General features: G+C 37.1%; 11 protein-coding genes. 10 read left to right on the top strand and 1 reads right to left on the bottom strand.

Annotated elements, in window-relative coordinates:
- Window positions 1-1767: a BlaR1 family beta-lactam sensor/signal transducer gene (locus FCJ93_RS14585; RefSeq protein WP_137744017.1), complete on the bottom strand. Its 1767-nt coding sequence runs from the start codon at window positions 1765-1767 to the stop codon at window positions 1-3.
- A gap of 176 nt (window positions 1768-1943) precedes the next feature.
- Between FCJ93_RS14585 and bla the strand changes: the two genes are divergently transcribed.
- The 10 genes from bla (at window position 1944) to FCJ93_RS14535 (ending at window position 14053) form a co-directional block, all read left to right on the top strand.
- A complete protein-coding gene (bla, locus tag FCJ93_RS14580; RefSeq protein ID WP_137744016.1) occupies window positions 1944-2825 on the top strand; it encodes a class A beta-lactamase in 882 nt (293 codons plus the stop codon).
- 15 nt (window positions 2826-2840) lie between these two features.
- Window positions 2841-4847, top strand: a complete 2007-nt coding sequence (locus FCJ93_RS14575) for a peptidoglycan D,D-transpeptidase FtsI family protein (protein WP_235879494.1) — start codon at window positions 2841-2843, stop codon at window positions 4845-4847.
- Window positions 4848-4880: 33 nt separating this feature from the next.
- Entirely contained in the window at window positions 4881-6884 is a 2004-nt protein-coding gene (locus FCJ93_RS14570) for a penicillin-binding transpeptidase domain-containing protein (RefSeq protein ID WP_137744015.1), read from the top strand.
- Window positions 6885-6971: 87 nt separating this feature from the next.
- Window positions 6972-7790 (top strand): nucleotidyltransferase domain-containing protein, encoded by an 819-nt coding sequence (locus FCJ93_RS14565; RefSeq protein ID WP_235879493.1) that lies wholly within the window; start codon window positions 6972-6974, stop codon window positions 7788-7790.
- A 212-nt stretch (window positions 7791-8002) separates the two neighbouring features.
- Window positions 8003-10345 (top strand): RNA polymerase recycling motor HelD, encoded by a 2343-nt coding sequence (gene helD, locus FCJ93_RS14560; RefSeq protein ID WP_137744014.1) that lies wholly within the window; start codon window positions 8003-8005, stop codon window positions 10343-10345.
- A 20-nt stretch (window positions 10346-10365) separates the two neighbouring features.
- Window positions 10366-10578 (top strand): hypothetical protein, encoded by a 213-nt coding sequence (locus tag FCJ93_RS14555; protein ID WP_235879492.1) that lies wholly within the window; start codon window positions 10366-10368, stop codon window positions 10576-10578.
- Window positions 10579-10762: 184 nt separating this feature from the next.
- Window positions 10763-11923: a DUF4317 domain-containing protein gene (locus tag FCJ93_RS14550; protein ID WP_095313373.1), complete on the top strand. Its 1161-nt coding sequence runs from the start codon at window positions 10763-10765 to the stop codon at window positions 11921-11923.
- Window positions 11924-11986: 63 nt separating this feature from the next.
- A complete protein-coding gene (locus FCJ93_RS14545; protein ID WP_170211317.1) occupies window positions 11987-12961 on the top strand; it encodes an ATP-binding cassette domain-containing protein in 975 nt (324 codons plus the stop codon).
- A 4-nt stretch (window positions 12962-12965) separates the two neighbouring features.
- Window positions 12966-13670 (top strand): hypothetical protein, encoded by a 705-nt coding sequence (locus FCJ93_RS14540; protein WP_137744012.1) that lies wholly within the window; start codon window positions 12966-12968, stop codon window positions 13668-13670.
- Window positions 13671-13780: 110 nt separating this feature from the next.
- A complete protein-coding gene (locus tag FCJ93_RS14535; RefSeq protein ID WP_095313368.1) occupies window positions 13781-14053 on the top strand; it encodes a phospholipase in 273 nt (90 codons plus the stop codon).
- Window positions 14054-14208 lie beyond the last annotated feature (155 nt).

Genomic DNA, 14208 nt, shown 5'->3' with positions numbered 1-14208 from the left:
TTAATATATACCTTTATCTGCTAAGATCGATAAGGCAATTTCTGCAGCTTTGCTTCCTGCTGCATTTCCATGATTTTCAATATAACTTGCGAAGAAAAAAGTATTGTCATCCGTTTCAACGTATCCAACAAACCATCCTCTAATATTTACTCCGTTTACATTTCCTGTCCCTGTTTTGCCTGAGAGAACCCGCCCAGGTTTTTCCTCCAAACGGAGAGCGTCCTTAACTGTATTGACGTTATCTTCATTAAAGGAAAAATGATTTGTATAGAAATCGTGAAGAACGTTGACTTGTTCGAGAGGAGAAATCTTTAGAGAAGATTCAAGCCAAAATGAATCAATTCCTCCAGATATATTTTCATTTCCATAACCCAGCTCTTTTAAAAAGGTTTCGATCGTTTCAAGACTATTTTCTTTATCTAACTGTTGAAAATACCAATTGACAGAATTTTTTAAGGCAGACTCTAAATCTTGATTCATATTCCATGCTGGATAGGGGTTTTCTTTTCCGTCCCATGTAAGGGTGGAAGAGTCCCGTGTAATGATATTGGATTCTAAGGCAATTAAACCACTATAAATTTTATAAGTGGAGTCTGGCGATACTCTTAATGAACTTTTATCCTCATTGTATATGCGGTACTGATCTTTATTTTGATCGTATAAAACAAAGCTTCCTTCAAAGCCTGAAAAATATTTACTTAAATCTTCATATACCGTTTTATCCTCGATGTTATAGTAGCGATTGTTTTCCTCAGCAAAAACAGAGATGAACGGTAATTGAGTTGCGATCACTATACTTATGAAGCTAAAGATGAAAAAGCTTTTCCACTTTGAGCTTTTAGATTGCGGTGAATAGGAGGCAATTTGTTCTATTCTCTTTTTCATCTGCTCCTTGGAGCCGTTTAAAAGGTTTGCCAAAGTAAATTTTCTTTTGAACATACCTTTATCGATAAAATTGATAAGCGTGTATCCATAATCATGGTGAGCATCTGATTCCAATGATTGTAGAACAGCCATATCGCAAGCAATTTCACGATCAAGACGCATCTTTTTGAATGCCAGCCACACAAGTGGATTGAACCAATAAACAATTTGAAAAGCAATGGAAAAATAATTGATTAAAATATCGTTGTTTTTATAATGGTTTAGCTCATGTAAAAAAATATGTTCCATTTCCTTCTTCGATAGCTGAAAAGAGGAAGGTAAGACAACATATGTTTGAAAAAGCCCATACATCATGGGTGAAGTAATATGAGGCGATACTACCACTTTAATATTTCTTGATATTCCCAGTCTTTTTTTACAAACTTCAAAGACTTTTATAGTCTCACGATCGGTTAACTGGACCGAATATTTTTTGATGTTTCTAATGGAAAACCATGCTTTCAATGTGACGCAGACAAAAAATAGCATTCCGCCAAGCCAGATTGTCGCAAGTAGGACATTCAGAAGGGATAAATCAGGCTGATTGACCGTAACTGAAAAATCTTCAATCCAATTGAATGTTTCACCCGTTTTATGACCTTCCTGAGCAGTTAAAGAACGTGTCTGAATTTCATTTTCGATCGTTCGAAAATGAAAATGTTCGTTAATGTTAAAGATGTGAAGAGGTATAAATGGAATCATTAAAACGATAAAAAGGATGTACCATAGATGATAATGCCATTTAGCAGAAAGATGATTTTTAAATAATTTTTTCATAACTAAAATGACGATGATCGAAAAAGATGAAGCGATAAAACCGATCATAAAATGATTTAAAAACATCCTAATATCCCTCCTTACATGTTTATTCAACATTTGATAATACTCGAATTCTACCATTCTCTTAATCAATTAGCAATTCGATGTATAAAAAATTGACATTATTTGATTACGTATGTAGTATTATACTACAAATGTAGTCAGATTACTAACGTAATCAAATAGGGAGGAAATGAACAATGAAGCTTAAAAAACGACTATATAAAGCAATGACATTATTATTTTTTTTCACTGTTACTGGATGCAGTGAGGAAGCAGCAAAAACAGAAGTACGAGTGGATTCCACAACAGAGCAATTTAAACAGCTTGAAGAAGAATTTGCAGCCCGGTTAGGTGTTTATGTAATTGATACAGAAACGAATAAGACGATTAACTATCGGGCCGATGAAAGATTTGCATATACTTCTACTTTTAAACCATTTGCAGCAGCATTTATTCTGCAAAAGTCTACTATTAGTGAACTAAAGAAATTGAAGACCTTTACGACAAATGATCTTGTTACATACTCACCGATTACAGAAAAGCATGTTCAAACGGGTATGAATTTATTAGAAATTTCAGAAGCAGCGATTCAATACAGTGACAATACAGCAGGAAACCTTTTGCTTGAGGAGCTCGGGGGACCTAAGGGGTTACAGCAGGCTTTGAGAAAAATTGGTGATCAAACAACAAGTGTCGATCGTTATGAAACGGAATTAAATGAAGCAACACCTGGTGATTCTAGGGATACTAGTACACCAAAGGCCCTTGCTAAAAACCTTCAATATGTTGGAATAGATGAATTTCTCTCCCAATCTAAGAAAGATATTTTTCAAGATTGGTTGAAGGGAAATACGACAGGGGATTCACTTATTCGGGCTGGAGTTCCCAAGGATTGGGTCGTCGGTGACAAAAGCGGTGCGGGAGGTTATGGAACTCGAAATGACATCGCGATTGTCTGGCCGCCTGAGCGAAAGCCAATCATTATGGTGATTATGTCGAGCAAAGATGAAGTGGAAGCCACTTACAATGATGAGTTAATTGCTAATACAGCGAAAGTGATCGTCGAAACATTTAAATAGAAAGAGGTTTGTCACTTGAATAAAAAGAGAAATAAACCTGTGAAGAGGATGAATATTTTGTTTTTTGTTGTTTTTGTTCTCTTCTCCATATTAATTATTCGTCTTGGCGTTGTACAAATTGTGAACGGGGAAGCGTATCTTCATGAATTAGAAAAACAAGAATCGACTATTGTTCAATATGAGGTTCCACGAGGAAAAATATACGATCGGAATCAGCGTTTAATTGTTTATAATACACCTGAACAAGCGATCACCTTCACGCCCCCAAAGCATCCACAACCAACTGAACTATTGGATTTGGCCAAGGAACTATCTGCAATGATCAAGATGAATCAAAAGGATATTGATAAAGTCCGTACTCGGGAATTGAAAGATATTTGGTTGCTAGAAAATGAAAATGGGGAACAGCTTGTAACTGCAGAAGAATGGCAAGCTTGGAAAAATGGTGACCTTACGGATAAGGAAATTTACAACAAAAAACTTGAGAGAATTACTGCAAATGATTTAAAAAGCGTTGAGGGCAATACGGCAGCTATTTATCGAAAGCTTTCAAGTGCCATCGCTTTAACACCTGCAATCATTAAAAATGAAAATGTATCTGACGAAGAGTTTGCTAGAGTAAGTGAAAATTTAGCTCGTTTACCTGGTGTAGATGTAACAACAGATTGGAAAAGAGAAAGCACCTATGGAGATACATTTTGGAATATGATAGGTGAAGTGACGACGACAGATGAGGGTCTTCCAGCAGAAAAGGCAGAACAATATAAAGCAATGGGGTTTAATCTCAATGATCGGGTTGGAAAAAGCTATTTAGAAGAGCTTTATGATCAAGTGTTACAGGGCAATAAACGTCAAATGAAGATTACATCTGCTCAAAGTGGAAAAGTGATAGATAAGGAGATCGTCGCCGAGGGAGCACCTGGTAAGGACATTGTCCTTACCATTGATATGGAATTTCAAAAACAAGTCGAGAACATTATGGAAGAGGAGCTCTTAAAGGCAATACGACAGTCCCATACAGAAACTCTTGATACAGCATTTGTTGTGGCAATGGAACCAAAAACTGGCTATATTCTTGCTATGTCTGGAAAAGTGTATGACCGAGAGTCAAAGAAGTTTTATGATTATACGCCTGGCACATTTACTTATGCCTTTGAACAAGGTTCTGTGGTAAAACCAGCAACGTTGCTTGCAGGTTATCAAACAGGTGTACGAAAAATAGGAGAAACGATCTTGGATGAAGTTTTGCATATTAAAGGTTCTGGTACTTTTTCGTCCTATACGGTAATGAATCGAGTTAATGATTTAAAAGCGCTAGAACGTTCCTCGAATGTGTATATGTGGCTGACAGCAATCGAAATGATGAATGGCAAGTATGTCAAAAATGGACCGTTAACATTTGATCCTGAAAAAATTGAGATGATCCGCTTTTACTTTAATCAATTTGGCTTAGGTGTTCCTACTGGAATCGGCTTTTCAAATGAAACTGCTGGAATTAAAGGCACGAATCAAAGTACTTTTTTTCAAATTGCGATTGGACAGTTAGACACTTATACACCAATGCAAATAGCCCAATATATTTCAACCATAGCAAATGGTGGTTATCGGATGAAGCCGTTACTTGTTCAAGAAATAAGAGAACAACAAATAGAAAACGAAACTTTAGGAAATGTTGTTGAAAAAATTCATCCAGTTGTCTTAAACCGGATTGAAATGGAGGATAAATACATCGAACGGGTGCAGCAGGGACTTTGGCAGGTAACTCATGGAACACAAGGAACCGCTAGAAAATTTTTTCTCAACGAGCCATATAATGCTGCAGGAAAAACAGGAACAGCGGAATCGTTCAAAAATGGTGTGAAAACATGGAATCAATCTTTTGTCGGATATGCCCCATTTGATCAGCCAGAAATTGCGCTCGCCGTCATCGTTCCGCACGCATACAAAGATGGTTATGCTGCCCCACACAGTACGGCTAACACGATTAGTCAAAGAATCTTCAGGGTGTTTTTTAATGAATAATACAATCGCAGTTATAAGCAGGAGTTGAAAAAGATGAAACGAATTACTTTATGGATGCTCACTTTCTTCCTCATGTTCATGGCCGGTGGCTGTTCAAAAAAGTTAAGTCCTGAGGACAGCTTTTCCATGTATCTTGAAAGCTGGGAAGAAATGAATTTTGCTGAAATGTATCAGCATTTATCCGGGAATGCGAAAGAAAGAATGTCAGAACAACAATTTGTGGAAAGGTATGAGAAGATCTATAACGGAATTGAAGTGAAACAATTAAAGATTACTGGGCGTTATACGGACACGGAAGAAACGAAAGGAGGGGCAATAACATTGAAATATACGGTCCGTATGACCACAAATGCTGGGCCGATTGAATTTGATCACCAAGCCCAGTTGGTAAAAGAAAAAAGTAATGAAAAACAACAGTGGTTTGTTAATTGGGAGCCCTCTCTTATTTTTCCACCGATGGAGGAGGGGGATACAGTAGGAGTGAGGACGCTTAAGGCGACAAGAGGAGAGATTTATGATCGACACGGCAGTGGTCTTGCGATCAATGCACCAGCTTATGTAGTGGGAATAGTGCCAGAAAAGCTTTCAGATCAAGAAGAGACTTCGATTGAAGCATTGGCTGACCTGTTAGCAATAACACCTGACGAGATAAAACAAAAATTAAGCGCTGACTGGGTTAAGCCAGAATTGTTTGTTCCGATAGTAACGCTTCCTTACGGTCAAAAGGATATCGAGCCTTTTTTAAAAATACCAGGTGTGATGATCCAAGAAGAAACGGTTCGAACGTATCCTTTTGGTCCTGCCACCGCTCATTTAATTGGCTATGTTCGAGAAATCAGCGCGGAACAACTACAAGAGTTAGAGAAGCAAGGCTATTCCGCTGGTGATATTATTGGTAACACAGGATTAGAGAGCATTTATGAAAATAAATTAAGAGGAAAGAATGGAGTCCATATCTATATCCGTGATAAGGATGGCAACCTAAAAGAAACATTGGCGCAAACAGATGCTGTTGATGGAGAAACTCTTCAGCTTGCACTTGACGCGAACTTACAGTATGAAATTTATCAACAACTCGAGGGAGATGCGGGAACATCTGTCGCGGTTGCTCCAAAAACGGGTGCTCTTCTTGCGTTAGTGAGCACTCCAGCATTTGATCCAAACGCATTTGTCCGTGGCTTATCAACAAAACAGTGGGAAGAATGGAATCAAAATCCAAAAAATCCGTTCTTTAATCGTTTTCTTAACCGAAGCGCCCCCGGTTCTGTTTTCAAAACAATTACTGCAGCCGCTGGCTTAAAGTTAGGAACGATAGAGCCAAATGAAAGAAAGCAAATTAACGGTCTTCGTTGGTCGAAGGATGAGTCTTGGGGTGGATATTACGTGACCCGAGTGAAAAATAAGTCTACAGTTAATTTAAGAGATGCTATTGTCTATTCAGACAATATTTATTTTGCTCAAGAAGCAATTGAATTGGGAATTGAAAGATTTGTTAATGCGATAACAGAATTCGGCTTTAATGAGGAGCTGAATTTGCCATTCACCATGGCTCCTTCTCAACTATCCAATGCTGGGATCAATACAGAAGTTCAATTAGCCGATTCCGCCTATGGTCAAGGGGAAATTTTGATGAGCCCTATTCATTTAGCGATGACATACACACCCTTCCTCAATGATGGAGATATGCTTTATCCACTCTTATTAAAAGAGGAAGAACGAAAGATATGGAAAAACAACCTTATTGACCATGAAACAGTTGAACGGATTGATTCATATCTCCTTGATGTTGTGAAAGACCCTAATGGCACTGGTCATGGTGTCTATATTCCTACAAGAACAATTGCCGGAAAGTCCGGTACAGCCGAAATCAAAGCCAGCAAAAGCGACACACAAGGTACTGAAAACGGCTGGTTTGTTGCCTATGATCATGACAAACAAGATCTTTTGATTGCGATGATGATTGAAGATGTGAAACAACGAGGGGGGAGCAGTTACGTTGGTAAAAAAGTAAAACCTATTTTTCAATTGCTTCCATAATGACGGTAGTGAACAATTTGATTAGAAGAGATGTAAAGGAACGAATGGTAACGATTTTTGGCAGCTATATAATGAGGAGGTGAGCGATTGAAAAGGAGGAGGTTAAAAACAGGTGACGGCCTTGATGATGAAGGGTTTATCGTTAGTGACGTTAACTTGAAATTAATTGATGACGTCTATATGCCTTTTATTAGAGAGTCGGTAGAAAAACTTAAAAACAGTTTTTCAAGAAATTTGCACAGTGTATATGTTTATGGCAGTGTTGCAAGAGGAGATGCTATCCAATGTAAGTCAGACTTGGATCTTCTTGCGGTTTATCAGGAACAACTGAGTTCTGATCAGTCGAGCCATTTAAAACTTCTTGCTGAACAATTGTCATACAAAGCTAATTTACTGTTTCGTGAAGTCGGCATTGCTGTCGGATATTACGATTATATAATGGATCCGGCAAATTATTATGAGCAGGCATTTCTTAAAGAATTATGTGTTTGTCTATACGGAGAAGATTTAAGACCGCGATTTGGTCCTTATAAACTAACACCGGAAATAGCGATAAGCTTCAATGGAGATATTTGCGATGTTTTGCAACGGACTATGAGAAGAATAAGTATAGCTTCAGATGAAGAATTTAAAAGCATCACACAAGGATTTGCCCGTAAACTCATCCGTACGTATTATTCAACGGTCATGGCACGTTCGCAAATATGGTCAACAAGACTAAATGAGCAATCAGAAGTGTTTATCCACCATTTTCCTATGAAAGAAGCAAATGTGAGAACGATTCTAAATTGGGCTGCGGGTGCTTCGATAGATCGAAACATCTGCATAAAATTATTTAGCGAAGAAGGTCAGTGGCTTTGTGAGAATTTCTTTAATGAAGCCAATAAAACGAATGATACGGATTAGTACTATAATAAATAAAAAAGAGTAGAATTTGACGTTGCTCAAATTCTACTCTTTTTGCATCAAAAAATCATTGAAAAAAATACGTGATTATGATAAATTTATATAGATACTCATTGTATAATTTAAAAGTAACAATACTACCCTAACTTAATTATACAACGCAGGCGATTTATTCGTCAACCCTTTTAAAAACTTTTTTAGGAGTGTTTTTTATGAATTCTAATTTCGAGGCGGAGCAACAACGATTAACCAACGTAATGAAAATCATCTCAGAGGAGATAAACAGATTGGAAGATGAAACGTCACGCCGGAAAAATGAAGTCATACAAATTCGTAAACACTTCTGGGATGAAGTGAAAGTAAATACGGATACCTTTGATGACTATCTTGAAACGATCATTGGTTTGAGACAAGAGGTGCAAGCGTTATCCGTTAGTCAGGGCACACACAGACATGCATCAAAGCGTCTCTCGACATTGCAACGTATGCAGGACGTACCTTATTTTGGACGGATCGATTTTTTGGAAGAAGATACTTCAGTACCAGAACAAATTTATATCGGAATTTCTACTCTTCGGGATGCTAGCGGAGAAAACTTTCTCATCTATGATTGGAGAGCTCCGGTGTCAAGTGTTTATTATGATTATCAACCCGGTCCAGCTAAGTACACGACTCCAGGTGGGATAGTTCAAGGAAAACTAGAAAAAAAGTGGCAATATCTTATTCGTGATGGTCTTCTTCACTCAATGTTTGACACAAGCATTACGATTGGAGACGAGATATTACAGGAAGTACTTGGTAAAGAAAGCAATAAAAAAATGCACAATATCGTTGCAACGATTCAACAGGATCAAAACAAAATTATCCGTTACGATAAGGGAAGACTTCTTATTGTACATGGAGCTGCAGGGAGTGGGAAGACATCGGCAGCTATGCAAAGAATTGCCTATTTGCTTTATAAATATCGCGGTCATCTTCTTGCCGATCAAATTATTCTTTTTTCTCCCAATAAAATGTTTAATAGCTATGTTTCCAATGTGCTTCCTGAACTCGGCGAAGAAAATATGCAGCAAGTAACGTTTCAGGAATATTTACAGTACCGCTTAAAGAAAGAATCGCAACTCGAAACCCCTTTTGATCAATTGGAATATGTTTTGACACAAAAGAATTCTTCATTTTACAGTTTAAGAATCGCGAATATTCAATTCAAAGCTACTACTACTTTTTTCAAAGCATTACATCGATACCAACAGTCATTAGCATTTTCTGGTATGCAGTTCAATGATCTGCTCTTTAGAGGAAAGTCAATCATCACTTCATCCCAAATCGCCGAACAATTTTATAACCATAATGGCTCACTGCGATTTCATCAACGACTTGAAAAGGTCAAGGACTGGCTCATAATGGAGCTTAAAAAAATTGAAAAAAAAGAACGGGATAAATTGTGGGTAGAGGAGGAAATAGAATTACTAAGTAATGATGCATACCATCGCGCACATCGAATTTTAGCAGAAAAACGAGGCTTTACACGGGAAAGATTAGCTGAGTATGAAATGGAACCGAAAGCACTTGCCCGTTTAATCGTTCACCAGAAATTAAAACCGTTACGAAAACAAGTAAAGACTTTGCGCTTTATTCATTTCAAAGAGTTATATAAACAATTTTTTACTGATTCGGAAAAGGTGAAAAAGTGGATTGGCGAAGAAATGCCGGCAAATTGGGCTGACATTTCCCAATTGACAGTAAACATGCTGGAGCAAGATAGGCTCTATTACGAAGATGCAACCCCATATTTATTATTAAAGGAGCTGATTCAAGGTTTTCAGAGTAACAGCACGATTAAACATATCGTTGTTGATGAGGCACAAGATTATTCCCCATTTCAGTTTGAATTTTTAAAACATCTATTCCCGAATGCTAAAATGACCGTCCTCGGTGATTTTAACCAAGCAATCTTTGCTCACGCACGGGAGATGATCGACTTTACACAACTGACGAATCTTTACGGTCAAGATGAAACAAAAATATTTAATATAAGTAGGAGTTACCGTTCAACAAAACCGATTATTGAATTTACACGATCACTTCTTTCAAATGGTGACCAAATTATTCCCTTTGATCGCGAGGGCGAGATACCTGTATTAAAACAAGTATCAAACCATAATGAGCTTCATCGTTCTATTGCTGACAAAATTAGCGATTTGCGTAATCGTAATTTTAATAGCATTGCCATCATATGTAAATCTGCCGCGGAAAGTAGACATGCCTATGAAGGGCTATCCATGATCGAAGATATGAAACTTTTGAAAAGCAATTCTCTCGAATATGAGGGAGGCATCGTTGTCATCCCAACGTATTTGTCAAAAGGAATTGAATTTGATGCTGTTATTATTTATGATGCTTCAGAGGAAGTATACGGCGACGAAAGTCTGAGCCGTACTTTTTACACGGCTTGCACAAGAGCTATGCATAAATTAATTGTATACAGCGTGGGACAACCTTGCCGTTTGTTGCAAAAAGCACGGGAAGAAAAACTCATAAGAGAAATGGATTGAACCAAAAAGAAGGAGTGAGCATGAACATAAACCTACTTATTTTCGTCTCATCTTTAAATAATAATCATAAAAATGAAGTATTGCAAAAAAGCTACCAATCAGATTTTCGTCCGATGATCGGGGATATCGTTGATGTTCCAGGCTTTCATCCGCAATATCATAATGGGTACGAAGTCGTTAAGGTCACTATTAATTATCACATAAATATGTGTCGCTACGGTCGCTCGCTATAGAATTAGAGGAGATAGAATGGGAAACGTACATTGAGAGGCTTATAGCGAATGGATGGCAAGTGATTTCAAAAGAGAAATGGAAATCATTTCAGTAATTCAATAAACAGATAACTTACATCCATGAAAATCAAGTATTACAAAAATGTTTTTAACAAAGTATAATCGGATATGGGAGTTGAGACAAATGAATAAAAATGACATCGCTAATATCCGAAAGCAATTTAAACTAAAGAACAACTATATGCAAATACAAGAAATTTTCAACGTTTATGTGAAAAAGGAGACAGGAGAAATATATACTCATATTAGTCAACCCTTTGAGATACTTGAAAAAGAAGCACAGGAGTTATTTTTGGCAAACTTCAAAAAAGTTCTAACTGGCCAACTTGATTCTAAGCTGTTTGAATTAAAATTTCAGCATGATTCGCTCGGCGGTACACAAAAAATTCTCCTTGAAGGATTACAATCAAGTTTATCGGAAGATTGGCAACAGCAAATGCTTCAAATCGTAGAAAAAATGTTTGCTGTGAAAGTATATGAATTTGATACGGTAGTTACCTTTATCCGCGGGGAGTATCAAAAACCAACCAAAAAACGTGATCAAGACACAGAAACAGGTGGGGATGACGAAGTATATTCCAGTTCTTTCATTTTTTGCAGTTTTAACAAGGCTGATCAACCGAAAAAGGCGTTAACATTTGACTATATTGAAAGAGAATTTAAGCCCAATACAAATCTTGATCCAATCATTAATTTAACAGCACCTTTGGCTGGTTTTATGTTCCCTGTTTTTCATGAAAACGCCGCAGATGTAAATCGAATTCTTTATAGTGCAGGAAAAGCGAATGAACCAGATTATCGGTTCATTGCAGAAGTGCTGAATTGCGAGGACATTATCACTGCTGAAGAAGATAAAGCTAGCTTTGAAATCATTATTCAAAAAGTCATTGGTGATGAAGTGGACACGGGGACGATTTCCAATGTATACGAAGAAATTGCCCGAGTTGTGCAAGAAAACGAGGATAACGAAGAAAACGAAGAGCCCAAGCTCGACTATAAAGATATTGAACGAATTTTGACTGTTAGTGGTGTGGAAGATGTTGATGCAGAAAAAGTAGAATTTGCCTTTAAGGATGTAATAGAGGACGAAAAACACGAATTTAAAGCAACAAATCTCGTTCCGAAAAAAATCAGGATTAGCACGCATGTAGCTGATTTAGCCATTAATCCGAAAGAAATGAAGAAAGTAAAATACATTATGTTTGAAGGAAAAAAATGCTTATTGCTCGAAATCGAAGAAGATATTCACCTAGAAGGATTTAAACTAGAAACGATCACATTATGATTAAAAAATAAACTAAACCCAGCGCCTATTGTTTTTTGCAAAAGATAAACAATGGGCCTTTTTTTGAGTAAATGTAGAAATCTAGCTCTATACAAAACTTCCCCCACTCATATTAATGTTGTGTTACTGAAAATTGAGGATGAACAAATCGGAGGAAATGATAAATTACTTAATAGCAACCCGATTCAAAGTGGTAAAATAAAAGAAAAACAGAGGTTTTATATGGATATTTTTAAAGCGCGAAAGGTGAGCAAGGAAATTGCTGGGGTTAAAGTTCTGCAAGATATTTCCTTATGCGTCAGTCAAGGTGAGACAATCGCAATTAAAGGTACTAACGGTTCTGGCAAGAGCAGTTTGATAAAGCTAATAGGCGGAATCTACGAGCCCTCTTACGGAAATATCGAACGGGCGGAGATGAATATCGGTTATGTACCGGAGCACTTCCCTGAGAATATTCGTTTTAGTATAAATGATTATTTACATTTGATCGCAAAAATAAGCGGGAAACTTGAACAGAAGATTAACAAGAAGATAGAGTCCTATGTAGACGTTTTTGCTATTGGAGAATTTCTCCAAACACCATTAAGAAAATGCTCGAAAGGAACAAAACAGAAAGTTGGAATTATCCAAGCGTTGCTAAAGGAACCTGACTTGATATTATTAGACGAGCCACTGACTGGGTTGGATCAAACAACTCAATCTAAAGTCATCAAGCTATTGCAGGCTTTTGCAAATAATACAACCATTATCTTAACGACACATGAACAAGTTCTTATAAGCGAACTTGCTCCAAGAATAATTGAGGTTGACAAAGGAAAAATCATTTCCGATTCTTTCGTGGAAATAAAGGAGAAATTAAACATTATCAAAGCAAAAGTTCCACAGAATAGCATTTTACAAGAGTTGACATTTATTGACCAAAAGCTTATAGAAGAAAATACTGTTGAGGTCAAAGTTCCGTTTACTGAATCTGATAAGGTGTTAAAAATTCTTCTTGAACAAGGTTGTTCAATTATAGAATTGAAAGAAATGAGGTAGGGTAGTGAGCTCATTTGTGCATTATCAAATTAAAAGTTATATTCAATCATTAAAGTTTATTCCTCCTGCCTCTCTATTTTTGTTATGGATATTTATTCTCTACACTTATGACAATGCCCCCATCCTTAGCAGCTATGGGGCTTCATCGATTGCGATATATTTAACAATCACATGGATTTCAATGACAGTTTTTTCATTGGAAGAAGAACAAGAGAAATATATTTTGTTTTTTCAACTTGGGAGGAAGGAAAAATATTTAATAGGAAAATGGCTATCCATCATAGTGATTAGTCTTCCACTTCATGCGTTTGCAATTTTCTACCCAATCATGACAGACAGCTTTAAGGGAAGTCTCTCGCTCCCATTAATTCTAATCTCTGTCAGCAGCCATGTGATTTTTTCGTTTTTTGGTATTTTAATAGGAACCCTCTTTTCAGCAACAAAATGGGGGACGAAAAAGTATTCGTGGTTATCTGCTGTGCTCGTAATCGTTCTCTCTATTTCTGCTAAATCGTTGGCGGAATTAGCATCAATTGCAAATTGGTTCTTATGGATATTTCCACCGGTTTTTACCGTAATCAAGCATATGGAGGAGGGGGATGAAATTTTATTTTTAGAATCTTTGTTCACCGATTCTATCTTCGTCCTCCTTTACCTCATTATCAGTTTTGCTTTACTTATTATACTTTTTAAAAGAAAAGAAAGCTGAACCAGAGAAAATACGATTATTTCTTTTACTTGATAAACGGCTATACTTCGTTCTCTTTTCACTCATATTGTATTATGACAGTCTTAATTGTATACAAGGAGGTGAAGAGGGTGGTAAGATTTCCGCGTTTTTGTTTGTTCCCTCGTTATAATTGGTGCGGACCGGGATGCAGTGGTCCAGGAGCCCCTATCAACGCTGTCGATGCAGCGTGCCAACAGCATGACTTCTGCTATCAACGGACAAGGGATCGCTGCCGTTGTGACCATGAGTTTATTGAACGACTCAAACCATTGCAAAACCGTTACACAGAGGAAGGAAGACATGCAAGAATTCTGTCTCACCATATGAAAATCGTTCGAGGAGTTAATTGTCTTTTTAAATAGTAGTGCGTAATAACTCTGTCCTTTTAAGAGAAGTTCTATCTTAGCAAAAATAGCCCATATAAAAATTCGCCAGCAGAAGAGACGCACAACAAAGAAATATAGGAAGAATAAAAAGCATATGAGTTCCAAAGTGCAGGCCTTTCGCTTTGAAACAA

It is taken from the genome of Robertmurraya siralis, assembly GCF_005502275.1.
Classification (GTDB): domain Bacteria; phylum Bacillota; class Bacilli; order Bacillales; family Cytobacillaceae; genus Robertmurraya; species Robertmurraya siralis.
This window is presented reverse-complemented; position numbering and strand designations above follow the sequence as displayed.